The 22,072-nt window shown below is 67.2% G+C and carries 18 protein-coding genes; 14 read left to right on the plus strand and 4 right to left on the minus strand.

Going from position 1 to position 22,072, the window contains the following annotated elements; all coding sequences use genetic code 11:
* The first annotated feature begins 54 nt into the window (after positions 1 to 54).
* The 10 genes from MRS60_RS28040 to MRS60_RS28085 all read left to right on the plus strand — a co-directional run bounded on the left by MRS60_RS28040 (position 55) and on the right by MRS60_RS28085 (position 11,543).
* A complete protein-coding gene (locus MRS60_RS28040; RefSeq protein WP_243566008.1) occupies positions 55 to 1,239 on the plus strand; it encodes a polysaccharide biosynthesis/export family protein in 1,185 nt (394 codons plus the stop codon).
* A gap of 62 nt (positions 1,240 to 1,301) precedes the next feature.
* Positions 1,302 to 1,727 (plus strand): low molecular weight phosphotyrosine protein phosphatase, encoded by a 426-nt coding sequence (locus tag MRS60_RS28045; RefSeq protein WP_432207841.1) that lies wholly within the window; start codon positions 1,302 to 1,304, stop codon positions 1,725 to 1,727.
* Positions 1,728 to 1,734: 7 nt separating this feature from the next.
* Entirely contained in the window at positions 1,735 to 3,984 is a 2,250-nt protein-coding gene (locus MRS60_RS28050) for a polysaccharide biosynthesis tyrosine autokinase (RefSeq protein ID WP_243566009.1), read from the plus strand.
* A 19-nt stretch (positions 3,985 to 4,003) separates the two neighbouring features.
* Complete coding sequence (wecB, locus tag MRS60_RS28055) at positions 4,004 to 5,182, plus strand: non-hydrolyzing UDP-N-acetylglucosamine 2-epimerase (RefSeq protein ID WP_243566010.1); 1,179 nt, start codon at positions 4,004 to 4,006, stop codon at positions 5,180 to 5,182.
* A 28-nt stretch (positions 5,183 to 5,210) separates the two neighbouring features.
* On the plus strand, positions 5,211 to 6,455 hold the full coding sequence (gene wecC, locus MRS60_RS28060) for a UDP-N-acetyl-D-mannosamine dehydrogenase (RefSeq protein WP_105392711.1): 1,245 nt from the start codon (positions 5,211 to 5,213) through the stop codon (positions 6,453 to 6,455).
* Between the two features lie 20 nt (positions 6,456 to 6,475).
* The gene (locus MRS60_RS28065) at positions 6,476 to 7,762 is read left to right on the plus strand and encodes a hypothetical protein (protein WP_105392712.1); all 1,287 of its coding nucleotides are present in this window, start codon (positions 6,476 to 6,478) and stop codon (positions 7,760 to 7,762) included.
* On the plus strand, positions 7,759 to 9,009 hold the full coding sequence (locus MRS60_RS28070; RefSeq protein ID WP_243566011.1) for a hypothetical protein: 1,251 nt from the start codon (positions 7,759 to 7,761) through the stop codon (positions 9,007 to 9,009). The genes MRS60_RS28065 and MRS60_RS28070 overlap by 4 nt, the downstream gene beginning before the upstream one ends.
* Positions 9,006 to 10,022 (plus strand): glycosyltransferase, encoded by a 1,017-nt coding sequence (locus tag MRS60_RS28075; RefSeq protein WP_243566012.1) that lies wholly within the window; start codon positions 9,006 to 9,008, stop codon positions 10,020 to 10,022. The genes MRS60_RS28070 and MRS60_RS28075 overlap by 4 nt, the downstream gene beginning before the upstream one ends.
* Positions 10,023 to 10,057: 35 nt before the next feature.
* A complete protein-coding gene (locus MRS60_RS28080; protein WP_279388968.1) occupies positions 10,058 to 10,783 on the plus strand; it encodes a WecB/TagA/CpsF family glycosyltransferase in 726 nt (241 codons plus the stop codon).
* 19 nt (positions 10,784 to 10,802) lie between these two features.
* A complete protein-coding gene (locus MRS60_RS28085; RefSeq protein WP_243566013.1) occupies positions 10,803 to 11,543 on the plus strand; it encodes a heparin lyase I family protein in 741 nt (246 codons plus the stop codon).
* A gap of 80 nt (positions 11,544 to 11,623) precedes the next feature.
* On the opposite strand, the gene MRS60_RS28090 is transcribed toward MRS60_RS28085, so the two are convergent.
* Positions 11,624 to 12,640: a 1-aminocyclopropane-1-carboxylate deaminase gene (locus MRS60_RS28090; RefSeq protein WP_111019440.1), complete on the minus strand. Its 1,017-nt coding sequence runs from the start codon at positions 12,638 to 12,640 to the stop codon at positions 11,624 to 11,626.
* 198 nt (positions 12,641 to 12,838) lie between these two features.
* Here MRS60_RS28090 and MRS60_RS28095 point away from each other — a divergent pair, with 198 nt between their 5' ends.
* A complete protein-coding gene (locus MRS60_RS28095) occupies positions 12,839 to 13,339 on the plus strand; it encodes an Lrp/AsnC family transcriptional regulator (RefSeq protein ID WP_243566834.1) in 501 nt (166 codons plus the stop codon).
* Positions 13,340 to 13,461: 122 nt separating this feature from the next.
* Here the strand turns inward: MRS60_RS28095 and mdeB are convergent, their stop codons facing one another.
* Positions 13,462 to 16,197, minus strand: coding sequence for an alpha-ketoglutarate dehydrogenase (gene mdeB, locus MRS60_RS28100; RefSeq protein ID WP_243566014.1), 2,736 nt, complete (start codon positions 16,195 to 16,197; stop codon positions 13,462 to 13,464).
* Between the two features lie 149 nt (positions 16,198 to 16,346).
* On the opposite strand from mdeB, the gene MRS60_RS28105 reads away from it, so the two are divergent.
* From MRS60_RS28105 to MRS60_RS28115, 3 genes are all read left to right on the plus strand, one after another.
* The gene (locus tag MRS60_RS28105; protein ID WP_105392719.1) at positions 16,347 to 16,874 is read left to right on the plus strand and encodes an Lrp/AsnC family transcriptional regulator; all 528 of its coding nucleotides are present in this window, start codon (positions 16,347 to 16,349) and stop codon (positions 16,872 to 16,874) included.
* A 237-nt stretch (positions 16,875 to 17,111) separates the two neighbouring features.
* Complete coding sequence (gene poxB / locus MRS60_RS28110; protein WP_243566015.1) at positions 17,112 to 18,833, plus strand: ubiquinone-dependent pyruvate dehydrogenase; 1,722 nt, start codon at positions 17,112 to 17,114, stop codon at positions 18,831 to 18,833.
* Positions 18,834 to 19,116: 283 nt separating this feature from the next.
* Complete coding sequence (locus MRS60_RS28115; protein ID WP_034181898.1) at positions 19,117 to 19,707, plus strand: class I SAM-dependent methyltransferase; 591 nt, start codon at positions 19,117 to 19,119, stop codon at positions 19,705 to 19,707.
* Positions 19,708 to 19,839: 132 nt separating this feature from the next.
* Here MRS60_RS28115 and MRS60_RS28120 read toward each other — a convergent pair whose 3' ends face one another.
* The gene (locus MRS60_RS28120; RefSeq protein ID WP_243566016.1) at positions 19,840 to 20,979 is read right to left on the minus strand and encodes an acyltransferase family protein; all 1,140 of its coding nucleotides are present in this window, start codon (positions 20,977 to 20,979) and stop codon (positions 19,840 to 19,842) included.
* Positions 20,976 to 21,797 (minus strand): OXA-1043 family class D beta-lactamase, encoded by an 822-nt coding sequence (blaOXA, locus tag MRS60_RS28125; RefSeq protein WP_432207842.1) that lies wholly within the window; start codon positions 21,795 to 21,797, stop codon positions 20,976 to 20,978. The genes MRS60_RS28120 and blaOXA overlap by 4 nt, the downstream gene beginning before the upstream one ends.
* Between the last annotated feature and the right edge of the window lie 275 nt (positions 21,798 to 22,072).

Here is a 22,072-nt window from a genome sequence, read left to right on the forward strand (position 1 = left end):
GAAATGGAAACTGGAAAACGGCCCGGGTCACGGGCGCAACGCTTGCGATCGGCAATGACGGTCTTGCCTGTCGTGCTGCTGTCCGCTTGCACGATCGAACCGGGCATGCATATGAACCTCGCGCACGATGCGGCGCGGGATGGCGGGATCGCGACGCAGGCATACGAAGGCGGCCTGGCGGTGTCGATGCATCGCATCGTCGCGGCACCGTCCGGCCAGCCGCGAAACGCACCCGCTTCGCGTGAAGCGGCGGCATCGGTACCGATCGGGCCGATCGACGGCGAGCTGATCGCGGCCCAGCGGCGCGAGGCGAGCGCACAGGAGGAACGCACGCGCGCGGCGCTCTTTGCGGTGCCGGCGCCGTACGCGATCGACGCGGGCGACGTGCTGCAGATCACCGTGTGGGATCACCCCGAACTGGCCGCGGCGCAGGGCAACCCGGGCACGCAGCAGGTGCGCGCTGCCGATCCGCCGGCGGGCTTCGTCGTCGATCAGGCCGGCAACCTGGCCTTTCCGTACGTGGGCGAACTGCATGTCGCCGGCATGAGCACGAGCGAGATTCAGTCCGCGCTGCGCGCGCGGCTGTCGAAGTGGTTCGTCGCGCCGCAGTTGACGGTGCGCGTCGCGTCGTATCGCGCGAATCGCGTCTACATCGACGGCGAAGTTCGCGCGCCGGGCGCGCACCCGCTCAACGACACGCCGATGACGCTGCTCGAAGCCGTCACGCGCGCGGGCGGCTTCACGGCCGACGCCGATCAGAGCCGCATGACGCTCGTGCGCGACGGTGCCGCCTATCCGGTCGACCTGCCGGGCCTGATTCGCGAGCGCGTCGATCCGTCGCGCATCGTGCTGCGCAACGGCGACCTGCTGCAGGTCGGCGCGCGCGACCAGTTCGGCGTGTACGTGATGGGCGAAGTCAACAAGCCGACGACGGCGCTGCCGCTGCGCAACGGCCGGCTCACGCTGGCCGACGCGCTGTCGCAGGCCGGCAGCGTGAACCAGGGTACGGCCGATCCCAGGCAGACCTACGTGATTCGCGCCGGCGCGGACCGGCAGGCGCAGGTGTTTCATCTGGACGGCAGCTCGCCGGTGTCGATGGTGCTCGCCAATGAGTTCGAGCTGCAGCCGCGCGACGTCGTGTACGTCGACAGCACGAAGCTTGCGCGCTTCGGCCGCGTGCTCGCGCAACTGCTGCCGGCCATCAACGCGGGCCTGACGGCCGCGATCGTCACGAAATGATGAAACGGATCCTGGTGGTGTGTACCGGCAACGTATGCCGCAGCCCGGCCGCGCAGGCGCTGTTGTCGCGCGCGCTGCCCGGTCGCACGGTGGAGTCGGCCGGCGTCGCGGCGATCGGCGGGACGGCGGTCGACCCGGTGATGAATGCGCTGTTGATCGAGCGCGGCTTCGACCTGTCCGCGCATCGGGCCCGACGCGTCGATGAACGAACCTGCCGGTGGGCCGACCTGATTCTGGTGATGGAGGTCGCGCAGCGCCATCTGATCGAGCGGATTTGCCCGATGACGCGCGGCCGTGTGTATTGCCTGACCGAGCGCTACCAGACCGACGTTCCCGATCCGTACCGCCGAAGCCGCTACGTCTACGACTACGCGATGAGGCTGATCGAGCACGGCGTGGCCGATTGGGCCGCGCGGATCGCCACCTTCGAACCGAACCCGCAGCCGCATCCGGATACCGGCGCGGATGCGCCGGAACACTTGCAGTGAGCCTCAAATGAACGCATCGAACCCACGCCAACCTCATTTACACGACGCCGACGAACTCGACGTGCGCGGCATCCTCGACGTGCTGATCCGGCACGCAGGCCGCATCGTCGCGGTCACGGCGGCGTGTGCCGCGCTTGGAGCCGGCTATGCCTTCGTCGTGAAGCCGGTCTACAAGGCAGACATTGCCGTGCAGGTGGAAAGCGGCGGCTCGGACCTGCGCAGCATGGCGGACGGCGGGCTCGTCGGCGGCCTCGGCGCGCTGTTCGACGTGAAGTCGACCGACGACGGCGAGATGGAAATCCTGCGCTCGCGGCTCGTGACCGAACCGGTCGTCGACGGTCAGCGCCTGCACATCGAAGCGCATCCGCGCCGCGTGCCCGTGATCGGCTCCGCCGTCGCGCGCTTCAATCGCAGGCTGTCGACGCCCGGCTTGTTCGGGATCGGCGGGTTCGTCTGGGGCAACGAGCGCATCGACGTTCCGGCATTCGACGTGCCGCGCGACTTCCAGAAACATACGTTCATCGTCACGTCGCTGGGCGACGGGCGCTATCGCCTGTCTGGCAGCGATCTCGATCGCGATGCGGAAGGCGCGATCGGCGAGCCGCTGCGCGTGAAGACGGCCGCCGGCGACGTGACGCTGCAGGTGGCCGGCATCGAAGCCGAAGCGGGCGCGCAGTTCGTCGTGAAGGCGGATTCGAGGCAGGTCGTGCTCGCCGAACTGCAGAAGAAACTGACGATAGCGAACCGCGGCAAGGATCAGTCCGGCGTGATCGGCGTGTCGTACGAAAGCCATGATCCGGTGCGCGCGGCGGCCGTGCTGAACGCGATCGCCGACAACTACGTGCAGCAGAACGCAAGCCGCAAGGCGGCCACCGCCGAGAAGTCGCTGGCGTTCCTGAGCGACCAGGTCCCGGCCGTGGAGCGTCAGTTGCGTGCGGCCGAAGATCGCCTCAATGAATACCAGGCCCGCCATGAAATCGTGGACCTGACCGAGCAGGCGAAGGCGATGCTGACGCAATCGACCGCCGCGCAGATGTCGCTGTTCGAGCTCGAACAGAAGCGGCGGGCGTTGGCGTCGACGCTGACGCCGGCTCACCCGGAGCTCGCTGCGGTCGACCGGCAGATCGCCGCCGCCAACGCACAGATCGGGACCATCAACGACACGATCCGGCGCTTGCCCGATGCGCAGCAGAACGTCGTACGCCTGCGCCGCGACGTGACCGTGCAAACGGAGATCTACGTCGGCTTGCTGAACAGCGTCCAGCAGCTTCGCCTGGCGACCGCGAGCAAGATCGGCAACGTGCGCGTGATCGATCGCGCGATCGTGCCGGACAAGCCCGTGCGGCCAAGGCCGGCGCTGGTCACGGTGATGGCCGCGCTGATAGGGCTCGTGCTCGGCACGTGCGCCGTGATCGGCCGCGCGGTGCTGTTCGGCGGCGTGACCGATCCCGCGGAGATCGAGCGCGACACGAACCTGAACGTGATGGCGACGATTCCGCACAGCGTTGCGCAACACCGGCTCGCGCAGCGTGACGCGGCGGCAGGCGGGGCGACGGTCCTGGCGCTGGCGCGACCGAACGAACCCGCGGTCGAGGCGCTGCGAAGCCTGTGCACGGCGCTGCGATTCCAGTTGATGGACCAGCCCGACGGCAACCGTGTGCTGATCACGGGGCCGTCCGCGGGTGTCGGGAAATCGTTCGTGTCGGCCAACGTGGCCGCGCTGCTCGGACAGTCGAACAAGCGGGTGCTGCTGATCGACGGCGACCTGCGTCGCGGCAAGCTGGCCAAGCGCTTCGGCCTGCGGCCGGAGATCGGCCTGTCGACCGTCCTTCGCGGCGGCGCGACCGCCGCCGACGCCATCGTGCGCGACGTCGCGCCGAACGTCGACCTGCTGCCGGCCGGCCCGTATGCCGATCGGCCCGTCGAACTGCTGTCGTCCGATCGTCTGTCGGCGTTGCTGATGCACGTTGCACGCGATTACGACGTCGTGCTGCTCGACGCGCCGCCGCTGTTGCCGGTGACGGACGCCGTCGTCCTGGCTGCGCAGGCGGACACGATCCTGCTTGCGGCACGTGCCGGCGTGACGACCTCGGGCGAACTGCTCGAAGCGTCGAAGCGGATCGAACGCGTCGGCGCGCGCGCGACCGCGGTCGTGTTCAACGGCTTCTGGCCGGGGCTGCGTTCCGCCCGGTATGGCAACTACGGCGCGTACGGGTATGACAACGCCGATTCGCAAACCGCTGCGGATCGCACGTGATCCGCCGACGGAGATTCCAATGACCCATCACCACGAAAACATCCTCGTCACGTTCGGCACCCGCCCGGAAGCCATCAAGATGGCGCCGCTCGTTCATGCGCTGCGGGCCCGCGAAGGCGTGCGCTGCGGCGTCTGCGTGACGGCCCAGCATCGCCAGATGCTCGACCAGGTGCTCGACCTGTTCGGCATCGTGCCGGATTTCGATCTCGACCTGATGCGCGCCGGGCAGACGCTCGGCAGCCTGACCGGGCACATCCTCAATGCGCTCGATCCGGTGCTGGAATCGTTCCGGCCCGATCTCGTGCTCGTGCACGGCGATACGACCACGACGCTCGGCGCGACGCTCGCCGCGTACTACCGACGCATTCCGGTCGGTCACGTGGAAGCCGGGTTGCGCACCGGCAACCTGTATTCGCCGTGGCCGGAAGAGGCGAACCGGAAGGTGACGGGCGCGCTCGCGCTGCATCACTTCGCGCCCACCGAAACCTCACGGGCGAACCTGCTGGCCGAAGGCGTCGACGCCGCTCGCGTGCACGTGACCGGCAACACCGTGATCGATGCATTGCTGACGATCACCGGGCGCCTCAAGCACGACCGGGCGCTGGTGCGGCAGATGCGCGAGCGGTTTCCGTTCGTCGACGACGAGCGACGCATGATCCTCGTGACCGGCCACCGCCGCGAGAACTTCGGCCGCGGTTTCGAGCAGATCTGCGAAGCGATCGCGATCATCGCGAAGCGCTATCCGGAGTGCCGCATCGTCTACCCGATGCACCTGAATCCGAACGTGCGCGAACCCGTCACGCGGCTGCTCGGCGACATCGGCAACGTCGTGCTGATCGAACCGCAGGAGTACTTGCCGTTCGTGTACCTGATGAGCCGCGCATGGCTGATCCTGACCGATTCCGGCGGGATCCAGGAAGAAGCGCCGTCGCTCGGCAAGCCGGTGCTCGTGATGCGCGACACCACCGAACGGCCGGAAGCCGTCGCGGCCGGCACGGTGAGGCTGGTCGGCACCGAAGTCGAGCGGCTGGTCGGCGCGGTGGTCGAGCTGTGGGACGACGGCGCTGCCTATCGCGCGATGAGCCGCGCGCACAACCCGTACGGCGATGGCCGTGCAAGCGAGCGGATTGCGGATCTGCTGGTCTCGCCGCCGATCCTGACGCAGGGGCCGGCATACCTGGCCGGCTCGCCCTGCTGAATCCCCCGACGTCTGGAGAACCTCATTCATGTCATTCGAAACCATTTCCGTCATCGGGCTGGGCTATATCGGCCTGCCCACCGCGGCAGCCTTTGCCGCGCGCCGTAAAAGCGTCGTCGGCGTCGACGTGTCGCAGCATGCGGTCGACACGATCAATCGCGGCGAGATCCATATCGTCGAACCCGAACTGGACATGCTCGTGCATGCCGCCGTGACGCAAGGCTACCTGCGCGCGACGGCGACGCCCGAGCCGGCCGATGCGTTCCTGATCGCGGTGCCGACACCGTTTGCCGATGGCAACAAGCCGGACCTGACCTATATCGAGGCCGCATGCCGGTCGATCGCGCCGGTGCTGAAGAAGGGCGACCTGGTGGTGCTGGAGTCGACTTCGCCGGTCGGCGCGACCGAAAAAATTGCCGCGTGGCTCGCGGCGCACCGCCCGGACCTGAGCTTTCCGCAACAGGCCGGCGAGCGCTCCGACATCCGTATCGCGCATTGCCCCGAGCGCGTGCTGCCGGGCCATGTCGTGCGCGAACTCGTGGAGAACGACCGCGTGATCGGCGGCATGACGCGCAAGTGCGGCACGCGTGCGCAGGAGCTGTACGAGGTGTTCGTGCGCGGCGAGTGCATCCTGACCGATGTACGCACCGCCGAAATGTGCAAGCTGACCGAGAACGCGTTTCGCGACGTGAACATCGCGTTCGCGAACGAGCTGTCGGTGATTTGCGACCAGCTGGACATCAACGTATGGGAGCTGATCCGGCTGGCGAATCGCCATCCGCGCGTCAGCGTGCTGCAGCCGGGGCCGGGCGTGGGCGGTCATTGCATCGCGGTCGATCCGTGGTTCATCGTCGATTCCGCGCCGGAGCATGCGCGTTTGATCCGCACCGCGCGCAACGTGAACGACGACAAGCCGCATTTCGTCTACGAGCGCGTGCGGCAGGCGGCGAGCCGGTTCCGCGAGCCGGTGATCGCGTGTCTCGGGCTTGCGTTCAAGGCGGATATCGACGATCTGCGCGAGAGCCCTGCGATGGAGATCGTGGAAGCGCTGGCGGCGAACGCCGGCGCGACGCTGCTGGTCGTCGAGCCCAACATCGCCGCGTTGCCGGCAGCGCTGGAAGCAACGACCCGGCTGTGCGAGCTGAACACCGCGCTGGCCGAAGCCGACGTGATCGTGATCCTCGTCGATCACGCGCCGTTCCGGCGCATGGACCCGGTGCGGCTGCAGACCAAGGTCGTGATCGACACGCGCGGCGTGCTGGCGCGCGGGTAACGGACGGGCGCACAACAATCATGCTGCGGAATGCCGACGCCAAAAAGCTGCTGGGCCGTGTCGAGGCGCTTGTCTGTACCGGCGCGCCCGGCCTCTATCGCGTGCTGACGTTCTGGGTCGTCCAGCGGATCTATTCGCTGGACGAGCTTGGGGCGGCGGCATCCAACCTGTCGATCGCGCAGATGATCGGCTTCTTCACGGCCATCGGCTGGGCGACGCTGATTCTGGTCCGCGTACCGGCGAGCGACGGGAAGCAGGCGGCGCGCGGCGCGTTCTACTCGCTGGTGTCGATGGCGGGATGGACCGCCGTGGCCGCCACGATCGCATGCGTGCTGGTGTCCGCGACCGGCCTCGTCGCGTTCGATCTCGGCGGCGTGGTCGCGCTGATGTGGGGCTGGACCGTGTATCAGCTCGCGCGGCATTTCTTCGTGTCGTACCGCCGCTACCGGATCACGATCGCGTTCGACTGCCTGCTGATCGCGGGATCGTGCGCGATGCTGTGGATCGGCACGCGCCACGGCTATTCCGCGTCGCTGTGCCTGGCCGTTGCGCTGGTCGTGGTGGCCGTCGCGATGTTCGCCGCGATCGGCATGCCAGATCGTCGCGCGTTTTCGATGCGCATCGACGTGAAGGGGCTGCAGTTCGGGCTGACCAATTTCCTGTCCGGCGGCATCGCGCTGGTGACCGTGCCGGCGGCGAACGCGATGTGCGGCGCGTCGTTCGCGGGGATGCTGTCGTTGTTTTCCTCGGTGACCGCGATCGGCAACCTGCTGCCGCGCGCCATTTCGATCGCGCAGTTGCCGGACCTCGTGAAGCGGAAGAAGGACAAGGCGCCGCTCGACGCGACGCTGGGCGCGATGCGGCGCAATATCGACCTGTCGAACCTGGTCGTGCTGGTCGCGAACCTGGCAATGGTGGCGGGGCTGACCTACCGCTACGGGCTCGACGGCAACGGCGCGTACGTGGCGCTCGCGGGCGGCGTGCTGCTGGCGATCCAGTGCGCGGCCGGCGTGCTTGGCGTCGTCGGCAGCAACGTGATGATGGCGTTCGAGCAGAGCGCGGCCACCGCGCGGATCAACATCGGCACCTCGGCGCTGTTCGTCGTTTTGCTCGGCGGCTGCGTCGCCATCGGCGGCGAAACCGGGTTCTTCTGCATGCTGGCGTCCGCGGTGGTCGTGACGCTGATCCGGAACGCGATCGTCGTGATGCATGCACGGCGGGTATGCGCGGCCTATGCGGAATCGATCAGGGCGTCGGGCGTCGCCGATATGCAAGCGATGCCGGCGTCGTCGGGAGCGCGGCCATGAATGCAGCCGCCCGATTCCCGGCGATCGTGCCGCATCGTCGATCGCGCGTGGCCGACCTGGGCGCCGGCCTGCTGGCGCTCGCCTACTTCGTCTTCTGCGTCAGCGACACGCTGCTCACGCTCGACGACGATCGTTCGCAGGCCGTAAAGATGGGTGCGTTCGGCCTCGTGTTCGCGGCGATCCTGCTGCGTCCGCGCTTTCACCGGCTGGCCGTTCTCGCGCTGCCCATCGCCGTGTCGCTCTGCATCGGGATGCTGCTGTCGTTCAACGTCCATGCCGGGATCGAGGAATTCGTCCGCTTCCTTTTTCCGGTCGCGATCACGGTGGCTATCTACCCGTATCGCGACCGGCTCGACGTGCTGGTCAAGACGTTCATCGGCGTGGTCGTGAGCAACGACCTGTTCCAGCTGTATTTCTACGTGTCGTATGCGACCGGGCTGCCGCTGTTCATGCCGGTGCGGATCGATTCGGGATTGTTCCTGCGTGCGCAGGGGTGGATGGGGTTCTTTTCGGAGTTCAGCTTCATCAACTTTTGTGCATTCCTGCTGTGCCGCTGGTACTGGTCCGGCCGTCGCGCGGCGATCGCGTCGTGGGGGTTCCTGTTGTTCGCGTTGCTCGGCTTCTCGTTCAAGCTGTTCGCGGTGCTGGCGCTCTATCCGTTCGTGAGGAACGTCAGGGATGTGCGCGCGTGGCTGGCTGCCGCCGGCATCGCGGGCACGATGCTCGTGCTGATGGCGATGGGCGTGCTCGATTCGCTGTTGAAGGTCGGCATGGCGAAGATCCTGTTCTACGTCGTCGCAGGCAATTCGGCGCGCGCCGAATCCTATCGCGTGATGTTCGAGTCGATCGGCAACGGCAATCTGCTCGGCGAAGGGTTGGGCAGCTTCGGCGGCCCGGCGTCGGTGAAGTTCTCGTCGCCGCTCTACCAGCTCTATCACTTCGACTGGTACGGGCTCGGCGGGCTGTTGAAGACCACCGACACGTTCTACCCGCACCTGTTCGTCGAGATGGGCGTGTTCGGCGCGCTCGCGTGGCTGGTGTTCGTGCTGGGGTACGGGCAAGGGCGGCGCAAGCCGGCCGTCTGGTTCTACGTCGTCGGTGCGTTCTGCTTCGACAACATCTTTTCGATGGCGTTTGTGTCGCCGTCTTACGTATTTTCCGCGCTGCTGGCGATGTATGCGTTCTCGTGGGGGCGGCCGTGCGTCGCCCCGGCGCATCGCGGCGGGGTGGTGGGAGTTCGCTCATGAAAATTCTGGTCGTTACGAACATGTATCTCGGCAGCAACCGCGCGAGCCCCTGGCAAGGCGTGTTCGTGACCGAGCAGGTCGACGCGCTGCGGCGTTCCGGCGGCTGCACGGTCGACGTGCTCGTCATCGAAGGGTATCGCGGCAAGCGCGAATACCTGCGCTCGATCTTGCAGGTCTGGAAGGCCGCTCGTGCGGGCCGGTACGACGTCGTGCATTACCACTTCGGCCTGAGCGCGTGTTCCGCACCGCTGGTCCGGCTGTTTACGAAAGCGCGGGTTGTCATCACGTTCCACGGCACGGACATCCTGGGCCCGCTGTGGATGCGCGCGGTGTCGAAATCGATGGCCTGCTTCGCACATGCGTGCATCGGCGTGAGTGCGGAAATTTCATCGCGCCTGATCCGGCTGCGCCGCCGCTGCGTGACGATTCCGTGTGCGGTCAATGAAACGGTCTTTGCCGGGAATCGCGACGATGCGCTGATGAAAGCCGCCGTGCCGATCGTTGTCTTCCCGTCGTCGCCGAAGCGTCCGGAGAAGAACTATCCGCTGTTTTCGCTGGTGCTGCGGCAGCTTGAGGAACAGCACGGCATCCAGGTGCAGGAGCGGCATATCGACGGTCTCGATCGCGGCGAGGTGCGCGACCTGCTGGCGCATGCCGCGTGCCTGCTGATGACGTCGACCCGGGAAGGGTCGCCGCAATCGGTCAAGGAAGCGATGGCGCTCGATCTGCCGGTCGTATCGGTCGATGTCGGCAACGTGCGGCAACTGCTCGACGGCGTGTCGCCGGGGATGGTGGTGTTCGACCACGACGCGGGCCGTCTCACGAACGAGCTTGCCGATGTGTTGAAGGCCGGCGCGCGATCCAACGGGCGCGAGAAGCTTGCGGCGCTCGGTTACTTCTCCGCCGATGTGTCGGCGAAGCTGAAGGCGTTGTACGCGTCGCTGCGCCGATCGTCGCGATTTGCCGACGATATTCCGGAAGTCAAAAAAAATGATGGCGAGGCCTTGTTATGAACCGAGCTGAAATCTTTTCATGCCCGATCCATCTGATGTCGATGAACGATACGGTGGACTGGATCGGCGCGAGAGTCGAGAAACGGCAATTCACGCAGCACGTCGTCGTCAACGTCGCGAAGCTCGTCAACCTGCAGCGCGATGCGGAACTCGCCGCGTCGGTCCGCGAATGCGACATCGTCAACGTCGACGGCATGGGCGTCGTCTGGGGCGCGCGGCTGCTCGGCATCCCGGTGCCGGAGCGCGTCGCGGGCGTGGATCTGTTCGAGCGGCTGCTGGCGCTGGCCGAAGCGAAAGGGCTGCCGGTCTATCTGCTCGGCGCGACGCCGGAGGTCGTCGAGCGGGTCGTCGCGGTGACGGCGGCACGCTATCCGCGGCTGCCGGTCGCCGGATATCACCACGGCTATTTCTGGGACGACGAACAGGCGGTCGTGGACGATATCCGCCGCTCGGGTGCGCGGCTGCTGTTCGTCGCGATCACGTCGCCGCGCAAGGAAAACTTCATCAATCGCTGGAAATCGCAGTTGGGCGTCGATTTCGTGATGGGTGTGGGCGGGACGTTCGACGTGGTGGCGGGGAAGGTCAAGCGGGCGCCGCCGTGGATGCAGCGCAGTGGGCTGGAGTGGGCGTTTCGCGTGATCCAGGAGCCGGGGCGGATGTGGAAACGCTATCTGTCGACCAACAGCCGCTTCCTGGCGATGCTGGCGCGCGCGTATGTGTCGCGGTTGTTTCGGCGAAAAGGCGAGCGGGATGCGCGGTAGCTTCGTCGTTGCCGCATGCGTGCTCGTCGCGTCGGTTTGCCACGCGGGCCCGGATGGTGGCAAGCATGACGATGCGCATTTTTACCGGTCGGACTGGGCGAGCGGCATCGATGCGCGGCTTCGTCTGCAGGAGCCGGTGGTGGAGAACATCACCACCGCCGGGATTTCCGGTATTCACGGCACGCTGTTGAGGGTGACGATGAACCGCTCGCAGGACTTCAGCAGCGTGGCGAGCGGCACGCCGCGTTCCGAGGTCAGCTTCTCGCCGGTGTTTCGCTTCGTCAACGGTCGCGACTACGAGGTGCGCTGGTCGACGGTCATTCCCGCCGACTACCGGTTCGATTCCAGACAGCCGGAACTGATCGCGCAATTGCATCAGGGCGGCAGCGACGGATCTCCGCCGTTTGCGTTGCTGCTGAATGCCGGGAAGTACGAAGTCGATGTGCGCGGCGCGCCGGGCATGCAGAGCCGATCCATTGCGTTCGGCGACCCGTCGGCGGATCGCGGGAAACGGGTCTGGTGGGGGCTGCGGTATCGACCGGACGATTCAGGCGCCGATGCCCTGACCGAGGTGTTCCGGAACGGCGAACGCGTCGTGCATGTTACGGGCGTACCGAACGCGTTTCCGAACGATCGCGACGCCTACTTCAAGCTCGGCCTCTACAAATGGTGGTGGAAGACCCGCCCGTCCGATGTGACCGAGCGGACGATCTATTACGGCGACATCGAGATGAAGGCACTGCGTGACACGGCCCGATGAGCGGAGCTGAACCGGGCGGATGCCGTGCCGGTTCGACGGAGGCGTGACGCCGGTGCGCGCCGCGCCTCCGCCCGGCCCCGTCACCCGTTGCGGAAAATCTCCGCATACGCGCTCAACGCCGGCACGCCACCGAGGTGCGCATACAGCACCTTCGAGCCCGGCTCGAATTCGCCGCGCCGCACCTTGTCGATCATCCCGTGCATCGACTTGCCTTCATAGACGGGATCGGTCAGCACGCCTTCGAGCCGCGCGCACAGCCGGATCGCCTCGAGCGTGCCGTCGTTCGGCAGCCCGTATTCGGGGCCTGCGTAGCGCGTGTCGAGCACGACGTCCTGCTCGTCGATGCGACGCCCGAGCTCGACGATTTCAGCCGTATGCCGCGCGATGCGTGTGATCTGCGCATGCGTTTTCTCCGGCGTCGCCGACGCGTCGATGCCGATCACGCGATCCGCGCGGCCGTCGGCCGCGAAGCCGACGACCATCCCGGCCTGCGTGCTGCCCGTCACCGAGCACACGACGATGTAGTCGAACTTGAAGCCGAGCTCGGCTTCCTGCTGACGCACTTCTTCCGCGAAGCCGACGAAGCCGAGCCCGCCGAGCGGATGCTCGGAGCAGCCGGCCGGAACCGGATACGGCTTGCCGCCCGCCTGCCGCACGCTCTCCATCGCTTCTTCCCAGCTACGGCGGATGCCGATGTCGAAGCCGTCGGCGACGAGCCGCACGTCGGCGCCCATCATGCGCGACAGCTGGATGTTGCCGACCCGGTCGTACACGGGGTCTTCATAGTTGACCCAGTGCTCCTGCACGAGCACGCATTTCATGCCGAGATGCGCGGCAACGGCCGCGACCTGGCGCGTCTGGTTCGACTGGACGCCGCCGATCGATACGAGCGTGTCCGCGCCCTGCGCGAGTGCGTCGGGGATCAGGTATTCGAGCTTGCGGGTCTTGTTGCCGCCGAACGCGAGACCGCTGTTGCAGTCCTCGCGCTTCGCATACAGCTCGACCTTGCCGCCGAGGTGCGCGCTCAGGCGCTTGAGAGGCTGGATGGGCGTGGGGCCGAACGTCAGCGGATAACGGGGGAAGCGTTGCAGGTTCATCGATTTTTGTCTCCGGAAAGGCGGGGTTGGCGCGGGCATCGGTGCGTTCGGGAGGGGCCGGCACGCCGTGTCCCGATGGAAAAATGATAGGCAAGCGCGCGCGAAATGAGCTTGCGAAATAAATATCGTCGGCCTACGTTGATAACGAATCGAGTGCTGATCAAGCAATTCGAGTTCGAAAAAATCGAGGAAGACGCAATGAAATTAACTGGAAGACCGGCGGTGCCGGGCGATGCCGCGCCCGCGCTCGATCGCATCGATCGCGCGATCCTCAGGCAGCTTCAGCAGGACGCGTCGATCTCGAACGTGAGCCTCGCCGCGAAGGTGAAGCTGAGCGCGCCGGCGTGCCTGCGGCGCGTCGAGCGGCTCAAGGAAATGGGGATGATTCGCGGGATCGTCGCGCTGCTCGACCCGAAGCCGCTCGGGGCCGGCATGCTGGTCGTGATCGGCTTCGTGCTCGACCGCTCGACGCCGGAAGCGTTCGCCGCGTTCGAGAAGGCCGCGCAGAAGGTGTCGGGGTGTGTCGAATGTCACGTCGTGACGGGCGAGTTCGACTATTTCATGCTGGTGCGCACACGCGACAACGAGAGCTTCAACCGGCTGCATGCGGAGCAATTGCTCTATCTGCCGGGCGTGCGGCAGGTGCGCTCGTTCATGGTGTTGAAGGAGATTCTGTCGACGCACGCGCTGCCGGTGTAGCGCAGCCTGCATGACGAGTGGTTGGCCGGGCACGCTGCGTCAGCGGCGCGCCGGCGGAAACGGTGTGTGTCGGTGGCACTGCCTGTCAGGGCAGTGCATCGTGGCGGAAATGACTTGCGTGCCTAGCGCTGCCAAGGCGCCGTGCCGGGCTGCTGCACAGTCTTGCCGAGCCGCGCTCGCGCATCGCGCACGATAGTCGCATCGAGTTCTCCGTCATCCGCCAGCGCCTTCAGCGCCGCGAGCACGATGCTCGCGCGATCGACCTCGAAGAACGCGCGCAGCGCGTCGCGCGTGTCGCTGCGGCCGAACCCGTCGGTGCCGAGCGTCACGTAGCGGCGCGGCACGTATGCGCGGATCAGTTCGGGTATCGCGCGCACGTAGTCGGTCGCCGCGATCACGGGCCCGCGCGTCGTGGCGAGCACGGCGGTGACGTACGGCGTCGAGTGCGCGTCGTCGTCGAGCCGCGCGCGACGCTCGGCTTCCATCCCGTCACGCTGCAGCTCACTGAAGCTCGTGACGCTCCACACGGCGGAATCGATGCCCCAGTCGTCCTTCAGCATCCGCTGCGCGGCGAGCACTTCGCCGAGGATCGCGCCCGAGCCGAGCAACTGCATGCGTGCCGTCGCGTTCGAACCGGACGGCAGCCGGTGCATGCCCTTCAGGATGCCTTCGCGCCGCACGGCCGGATCGTCGTCGGGCATCGACGGCTGCGCGTAGTTCTCGTTCATCACGGTCACGTAATAGAACACGTCGCGCTGCTGCTCGACCATCTCGCGCATGCCCGCATCGACGATCGTCGCGACTTCGTACGCGAACGCCGGATCGTACGCGCGGCAGTTCGGGATCGTCGACGCGGCGAGGTGGCTGCTGCCGTCCTGGTGTTGCAGCCCCTCGCCGCCGAGCGTCGTGCGGCCCGACGTCGCGCCGATGAGGAAGCCGCGCGAGCGCTGGTCGGCGGCGGCCCAGATCAGGTCGCCGATGCGCTGGAAGCCGAACATCGAGTAGTAGATGTAGAACGGCAGCATCGGCAGGTCGTGCACGCTGTACGACGTCGCGGCGGCGATCCACGACGAGATCGCGCCCGCTTCCGAAATGCCTTCCTCGAGGATCTGGCCGCGCGTGTCCTCGCGGTAGTAGAGCATCGAGCCGAGGTCTTCCGGCTCGTAGCGCTGGCCGAGCGGCGAGTAGATGCCGACCTGCCGGAACAGGCTGGCCATGCCGAACGTGCGCGCTTCGTCGGCCACGATCGGCACGACGCGCGAACCGATGTCGCGATCCTTGATCAACGCGGCGAGCATGCGCACGAGCGCCATCGTCGTCGACATCTCGCGGCCCGCCGCATCCAGCGCGAACGCTCCCCAGGCCGGCATCGAAGGGACGGTCAGCCCCTTCGATGCCGCCATCCGCCTTCTGGGCAGATAGCCTCCCAGGGCAGCCCGGCGAGCATGCAGGTAACGCATTTCCGGGCTGTCTTCCGCTGGCTTGTAAAACTTCAACTGCTCGACGTCGCTGTCCGACAGCGGCAACCGGAAGCGGTCGCGGAACGCCTTCAGATCGTCGACGTCGAGCTTCTTCTGCTGATGGGTCGTCATCCGGCCCTGGCCGGCCGCGCCCATCCCGTAACCCTTCATCGTCTTCGCGAGGATCACGGTCGGCTGGCCGCGGTGCGCGAGCGCGCGTGCATATGCGGCGTGCAGCTTGCGCGCGTCGTGGCCGCCGCGGCGCAGGCGGTCGATCTCCGCATCGGTGAGCTGTGCGGCGAGCGCTTCGAGCGCGGGGTCCTGGCTGAAGAAGCGCGCGCGGTTGTAGGCGCCGTCGTTCGCGGAGAAGGTCTGGAACTGCCCGTCGACGGTATTGGCGAACGCACGCGCGAGCGCGCCCGCGTGATCGCGTGCGAACAGCGGATCCCAGTCGGAGCCCCACAGCACCTTGATCGTGTTCCAGCCGGCGCCCGCGAACTGCGCTTCGAGTTCGTCGATCACGCGGCCGTTGCCGCGCACCGGGCCGTCGAGCCGCTGCAGGTTGCAGTTGATCACGAACACGAGATTGTCGAGCCCCTCGCGCGCGGCGAGCGACAGCGCGCCGAGCGATTCGGGTTCGTCCATCTCGCCGTCGCCGAAGAAGCCCCACACGGTGCGGCCCGCGGTGTTCGCGAGGCCGCGATGCTGCAGGTAGCGCATGAAGCGCGCCTGGTAGATCGCGTTGATCGGGCCGATGCCCATCGAGCCGGTCGGGAACTGCCAGAAATCGGGCATCAGCCACGGGTGCGGATACGAGCACAGGCCCGGGCCGGCGATTTCGCGGCGGTAATGCTTCAGGTGATCCTCGGTGAGGAAGCCTTCGAGATACGCGCGCGCATAGACGCCCGGCGACGAATGCGGCTGGAAGTACACGAGATCGCCGCCGGCCGTGTCGGGTGCGTCGCCGGTCGCGGCCGCCGCCGCGCGGAAGAAATGGTTGAAGCCGGTCTCGAACAGGTCGGACGCCGATGCATAGCTCGCGATGTGGCCGCCGAGTTCGCCGTACGCGCGGTTCGCGCGCACGACCATCGCGAGCGCGTTCCAGCGCAGCGCGGCCGACAGCCGTTCCTCCAGGTCGAGGTCGCCCGGATACGGCGGCTGCTCGGCGAGCTCAATCGTGTTCAGGTAGCGCGTGACGGGCGTGCGCGGCGACGCGAGGCCGGTTGCGCGCGCATGCTCGGCGAGCCGGTCGAACAGGTATTGCGCGCGGTCGCGGCCGACGTGCGCGACCACCGCGTCGAGCGCGTCGAGCCATTCGGCGGTTTCTTCCGGGTCCGCATCGGCGCGCGCGAGGGCCGCGCGCTGCGCGTGTTCGATACCGTTCGACAGATCCGTCATATGAGTCTCCCGCGCGCCGGCGGCGGCACGCACCAATGGGACTCATGCTACGCGTCGATCCACAAAATATGCGTCTGAATTCATTGGGAATTTGCCGCCAGATAGTGTAAATATTCCGAAATTGTCGTGATAGAAGGAATATTCAGACCATGAGCGCCTCCCCCAAGCGGCTCGACCGCATCGACATCGGCATCCTGAACCAGCTTCAGCAGAACGCGCGGATCACGAACGCGGAACTCGCGCGCGCGGTGAACCTGTCGACCACGCCGTGCTTCAACCGCGTGCGCGCGCTGGAGAAGCTCGGGCTGTTCCGGCAGCAGGTCACGCTGCTCGATCCCGAGCCGCTCGGGCTGCGGATCAACGTGTTCATCCAGGTCAGCCTCGAGAAGCAGGTCGAGGACGCGCTGCAGCGCTTCGAGGAAGCGATCTCGCAGCGGCCCGAGGTGATGGAGTGCTATTTGATGTCGGGCGACGCCGACTATCTGTTGCGCGTCGTGATGCCCGACATGCGCACGCTCGAGCGTTTCATCATCGAGCGGCTGACGACGATTCCCGGCGTGTCGAACATCCGGTCGAGCTTCGCGCTGAAGCAGGTGCGCTACAAGACCGCGCTGCCGCTGCCGCCGGCAGGGCTCACGCTCGTCGATCCGGACGAGTCGGCATCCGACTGGGGTTGAGCGCGGCGGCTGCCAGCCGGTCCGTTCGCCTGCGCGACGCTGACGAAACGATGACACCGGCCGCGCGGCGCTGCGCCGGATCGAACCAATCGTGTGCGTGCGCCTCATACGGCAGTCGGCCCGGTTGCACCGTCGCGACGCGGCGCGGGCCAGTCGCGTATGCTCGTCCGGTCGGCGATGCGTGCGAGCGCACGGCCGGTTCATGCATGTCTCGATCAACCAACGAGTGAGGGCGTGATGGCAAGACAGACGATGGCGGAATATCTGGCGAAGACGCTGGCGGCGGCGGGCGTCGAGCGCATCTGGGGCGTGACGGGCGACAGCCTGAACGGCCTGTCGTTCAGCCTCGCCCAGATCGGGGCGATCCGCTGGATGCACACGCGGCACGAGGAAAGCGCCGCGTTCGCGGCCGGCGCGGATGCCGCGTCGACCGGGCGGCTCGCGGTGTGCGCGGGCAGCTGCGGCCCCGGCAACCTGCACCTGATCAACGGGCTGTACGACTGCCACCGCAATCACCAGCCGGTGCTCGCGATCGCCGCGCACATCCCGTCGACCGAAATCGGGCTCGGCTACTTCCAGGAAACCCATCCGCAGGAACTGTTCCGCGAGTGCAGCCACTTCGCGGAGCTCGTGACCAACGCGTCGCAGTTCCCGCGCGTGCTCGCGCGCGCGATGCGCACCGCGATCGAGGAGCGCGGCGTCGCGGTGATCGTGCTGCCGGGCGACATCGCGCTCGGCGACGGCCCGGAAGAGGCGCCGGCGTGGAGCGCATCGGCGCCGCCGTCGATCCTGCCGGCCGAGGCCGATCTCGACCGGCTCGCGGCATTGCTGAACGGCTCCGACGCGGTCACGCTGCTGTGCGGCAGCGGCACGCAGGGCGCGCACGACGAAGTGGTCGCGCTGGCCGACACGCTCGGCGCGCCGGTCGTGCATGCGCTGCGCGGCAAGCAGTTCGTCGAATGGGACAACCCGTTCGACGTCGGGATGACCGGGCTGATCGGCTTCAGCTCCGGTTATCACGCGATGGAATCGTGCGACACGCTGCTGATGCTCGGCACGGATTTCCCGTACCGGCCGTTCTATCCGTCGAACGCGAAGATCGCGCAGATCGACTGGAAGGGCTCGCAGCTCGGCCATCGTGCGCCGCTCGCGCTCGGCCTCGTCGGCACCGTGAAGGAGACGATCGCGGCGCTGCTGCCGCGGCTGACGCGCAAGACCCAGCGGCGCTTCCTCGAGAATGCGCTGAAGCATTACGCGGCCGCGCGCAAGGGGCTCGACGATCTCGCGGTGGCCGAGCCGCCGGGCCGCGCGATCCATCCGCAATACCTGACGAAGATCGTCGACGAAGTCGCGGCCGACGACGCGATCTTCACGGCCGACGTCGGCACGCCGACGCTGTGGGCCGCGCGCTACCTGACGATGAACGGCAAGCGGCAACTGCACGGCTCGTTCAACCACGGGTCGATGGCGAACGCGATGCCGCAGGCGCTCGGCGCGCAGGGTGCGTATCCGGGGCGGCAGGTGGTGTCGCTGTCCGGCGACGGCGGGCTGTCGATGCTGCTCGGCGATCTGCTGAGCGCGCGCCAGCTCAACCTGCCGATCAAGATCGTCGTGTACAACAACAGCCTGCTCGGCTTCGTGTCGATGGAGCTGAAGGCGGCCGGCTATCTCGACACCAACGTCGACCTGAGCCCGACCGATTTCGCGGCGATCGCGAAGGGCGCGGGTATCTTCAGCGTACGCGTCGAGCATTCGGAGAACGTCGAGCAGGCATTGCGCACGGCGTTCGCGCATGACGGGCCGGCGGTGGTCGACGTCGTCACGTCGAAATACGAGCTCGCGATGCCGCCTAAGATCGAGATCGCGCATGCGAAGGGCTTCAGCCTGTTCATGCTGCGCGCGATCCTGAGCGGGCGCGGCGACGAGATCGTCGAGCTGGCGAGAACCAACCTGCGGTGAGGCGGTGCCGCGCGCGATGCGGCGTGCCGTTCGTTCCCGATCGGTCACGCTGCTTCGCTCCCGTCGGCGGCCCACTCACGGATGCGGCGGCGCGGGCAATTAGGGACAATCTTCACGTCGCCTTAAGTTTGCGTTTCCTAGAATCGATTGGATCGTCGCTCTTCCTGCGGCGGACCGCTTCGTCCAGGAGGATGCCAGTGAACAAGCCCCGTGACGCCGTAGCCCCGTTCCACGCAGTCGTCGGCACGTCGAAGCCGAAGGCGCAACCGCTCAAGGCCGGCCAATGATCTGGCCGAACGCGTGGCGTGTCTCCGCACTGTTCGTGCGCGAGTGGGTCGGCCGCCCGGCCGCGGTGGGCGCGTTGTGCCCGAGTTCGCGGCATCTGGCGCGCGGGATGGCCGACGCGGTGCCGGACGGCGACGGGCTGGTCGTCGAACTCGGCGGCGGCACCGGCGCGATCACCGCGGCGTTGCTCGAACGCGGCGTCGCGCCACGGCGCCTCGTCGTGGTCGAGCGTTCGCCGGCGTTCGTGCAGCACCTGCGGCGACGCTTTCCGGACGTGTCGATCGTGTGGGGCGATGCGCGGCAGCTCGAACGGCTGCTGCCGCCCGCCGCGCGGGTCGATGCGATCGTGTCGTGCCTGCCGCTGCGCACGCTGCCGCGCGAGGACGTGACGGCCATCGTCGAGCAATGCCATCACGTGCTGTCGGCCGACGGCGTGATGATTCAATTTACATACGACTTGCGCTCGCCCGGCCGTCATCCGCTGGGCGATTCGGCATTCGTTGCCTGCGGCAGTCGAATCGTCTGGGCAAATATTCCGCCTGCGCGCATCGTGACCGTGCGCGGCGTTGCCGCCGAACACGCCGGTTGACGCGGCCGCGCCGGTTTCTTTCATAAGTCATACTGATCCTTCCAATTTCCATTCTTCGCAAGTGGGGCTTGCGGTCAGGCCGGCTGGTTTTTCCTTTTCCAGCCGTGTCCGACAGGGATCGCCGACGAAGCGCTAGAAGCGCGCGCCGTCCGGCACGCGCACCGCGGGCCGCGACGCGACCCGTTTGATGAAACGATCGAGCGGTATCGCATAGCCGCGCGCGATGACCGCGCTTAACCCGGCCGACAGCACCAGATACGCGACGAGCAACGCCAGCTTGCCGTCGCCATGCGTGGCAGACGGCGGCCAGAACGTGCGCAGCGTGCCGAGCACGATCAGGTGGAACAGATACAGCTCGTAGCTGAGCCGGCCGCTCCAGCACAGCGGCGCGAGCGCGCGGCCGTGCGCGCGTTCGCGTTCCGCCTGCGCGCCGATCAGCAGCACGGCCGTGCCGAGCGCCATCGCGGATACCCCGATCACATGGCTTTGCGCGATCGGCCACGCGAGATAGAGCGCCGTCATCGCCGCTGCCGCGAGCCATTGCACGGGCGCTGCCGCGAGCGCCTGCCAGCGCGCGCGTTCGGCGAGCAATGCAGTGCAGCAGCCGATCGCGATGCCGTCGAAGCACGCGAAGTACGCATAGAGGAAGCCCCCTTCGTCGCCCGGATGCGTGAAGCGGTACACGGGGCCGATCGCGGCAATCAGCAGCCAGAACGCGAACAGCCGCGCGTCGCGGCGCAGCGCGATGCACAGCAGCGGAAACGACAGGTAGAACACCTCTTCGACCGACAGCGACCACAGCACGCCGAGCGCGTAGTTGACCCATCCGTATGCGCCGATCAGCACGTTCATCCAGAACGTGAGCGACGCGAGATTCACGAGCCAGAACGACACGGCGACGCCCTGCGGCGCATGGTTCGTGAAAATCGGCACGCCGGCCGCCGCGAGGCCGTTGACGAGCGCGAGCAGCAGGAGCAGGCACGGGACGATGCGCGCGATGCGCGACACGTAGAACGCGCGCACGTCGAGCGCGCCGAGGCTGCCCCAGCGGCGGCGCGCATTCGACGTGATCAGGTAGCCCGAGATCGCGAAGAACATCGTCACGCCGTAGTTGCCGTTGCGCACGATCGCATGGACCGTGTCCCAGCCGAGCACGCGCGCGAGCGCCGTGTCGCGCAGCGGATACGCGATGTTGAAGTGATGCAGCAGGACGAGCACGATCGACACGCCGCGCAGCAGGTCGATCCGCGCGTTGCGCGGGCCGGCGCTCATTGCGGCCGGGCTGGTTCGGCGAGCGCCGGCAGCGCGGCCAGGAACGTATCGCGCGAGCGCAAGCCCGCATTCGGCGTCTGCCGCTTGTCGTCCTGGATCAGGTTCGCGAACACGAGCGTGCGCGGCCCCTTCGTCGCCCAGCCGACGAACCAGCCGTACGCGTGCGCGGCGTCGTACTTGAGGCCCGGCGAGCCCGTGCCCGTCTTGCCGTGCACGGTCCAGCCGTCCGGCTGCGCGTCGATCAGCGTGATGCGCTCGGTCATGTCGTACGCGTGCGTGCTGACGGGCAGCGTCCGGTGCACGATCTTGCGCATGAACGCGACCTGTTCGAGCGGCGAAATCTGCAGCGATGAATTGACCCATGCGCCCATCGCGCCGCTGAGTTCGCCCTGCTTGCCGGTCACGTCCGTATTGCCGTAACCGAATGCGTTCGTGTACTGCTGGAAGCGTGCCGGCCCGAGCGCTTGTGCGACCTGTTCCGAGTACCAGAAGATCGACAGCTTGATCCAGCGCGCCGGGTCGGTCGGCTCGCGCCACGGGGCGCCGCCCCAATCGGGATAGCCTGCGTGGAAGTCGAGGGTCGGCGTGTGTTCGTCCTTCAGGAAGCCGGCGTCGAAGCCCATCAGGCTGATCGCCACCTTGAAGGTCGACGCCGGTGTGACGCGGGTCGCGCAATCGCCTTGCTGGACGAGCATCCGGCCGGTGGCGGCATCGGCGACGACGGTGCAGACAGGACGGGCGGATGTGGAGGCGGCGGCGAGGAGGCCGGCGGCAAGGACAAGCAGCGTGCGGCGCCAGGTTTTCAAGCGAGACTCCATCGGATCGTGATCGGGAGGTGCGCCGTGCGGGCCGGCCGGCGGATCGTGTCGCCGGGGGCGCGTTCAATGGGGCAGGTGCCGGGGCGGCGGCGATTGCCGGAGCCGACTGTCTAGGCCGCGCACAGTGTATCGGAGGCGGGGCGGTTGTGACGGGACGTGGTCGTCGGCGGTAGCGGTGAGGATGGGCAGAGCGAAGGTGACGATGACGCGGCCTGCACCCCGCATGCCGTTTTTTGCACTACCGCGCCGTTTTTTTGCACGGCGTTTATGCGCGG

Source organism: Burkholderia pyrrocinia, assembly GCF_022809715.1.
GTDB lineage: Bacteria > Pseudomonadota > Gammaproteobacteria > Burkholderiales > Burkholderiaceae > Burkholderia > Burkholderia pyrrocinia_C.

Coding starts and splice junctions, on each gene's coding strand:
- MRS60_RS28040 (WP_243566008.1), top strand. CDS start 55: ATGACGGTCTTGCCTGTCGTGCTGCTGTCCGCTTGCACGATCGAACCG.
- MRS60_RS28050 (WP_243566009.1), top strand. CDS start 1,735: ATGAACGCATCGAACCCACGCCAACCTCATTTACACGACGCCGACGAA.
- wecB (WP_243566010.1), top strand. CDS start 4,004: ATGACCCATCACCACGAAAACATCCTCGTCACGTTCGGCACCCGCCCG.
- wecC (WP_105392711.1), top strand. CDS start 5,211: ATGTCATTCGAAACCATTTCCGTCATCGGGCTGGGCTATATCGGCCTG.
- MRS60_RS28065 (WP_105392712.1), top strand. CDS start 6,476: ATGCTGCGGAATGCCGACGCCAAAAAGCTGCTGGGCCGTGTCGAGGCG.
- MRS60_RS28070 (WP_243566011.1), top strand. CDS start 7,759: ATGAATGCAGCCGCCCGATTCCCGGCGATCGTGCCGCATCGTCGATCG.
- MRS60_RS28075 (WP_243566012.1), top strand. CDS start 9,006: ATGAAAATTCTGGTCGTTACGAACATGTATCTCGGCAGCAACCGCGCG.
- MRS60_RS28080 (WP_279388968.1), top strand. CDS start 10,058: ATGTCGATGAACGATACGGTGGACTGGATCGGCGCGAGAGTCGAGAAA.
- MRS60_RS28090 (WP_111019440.1), bottom strand. CDS start 12,640: ATGAACCTGCAACGCTTCCCCCGTTATCCGCTGACGTTCGGCCCCACG.
- MRS60_RS28095 (WP_243566834.1), top strand. CDS start 12,839: ATGAAATTAACTGGAAGACCGGCGGTGCCGGGCGATGCCGCGCCCGCG.
- mdeB (WP_243566014.1), bottom strand. CDS start 16,197: ATGACGGATCTGTCGAACGGTATCGAACACGCGCAGCGCGCGGCCCTC.
- MRS60_RS28105 (WP_105392719.1), top strand. CDS start 16,347: ATGAGCGCCTCCCCCAAGCGGCTCGACCGCATCGACATCGGCATCCTG.
- poxB (WP_243566015.1), top strand. CDS start 17,112: ATGGCAAGACAGACGATGGCGGAATATCTGGCGAAGACGCTGGCGGCG.
- MRS60_RS28115 (WP_034181898.1), top strand. CDS start 19,117: ATGATCTGGCCGAACGCGTGGCGTGTCTCCGCACTGTTCGTGCGCGAG.
- MRS60_RS28120 (WP_243566016.1), bottom strand. CDS start 20,979: ATGAGCGCCGGCCCGCGCAACGCGCGGATCGACCTGCTGCGCGGCGTG.
- blaOXA (WP_432207842.1), bottom strand. CDS start 21,797: ATGGAGTCTCGCTTGAAAACCTGGCGCCGCACGCTGCTTGTCCTTGCC.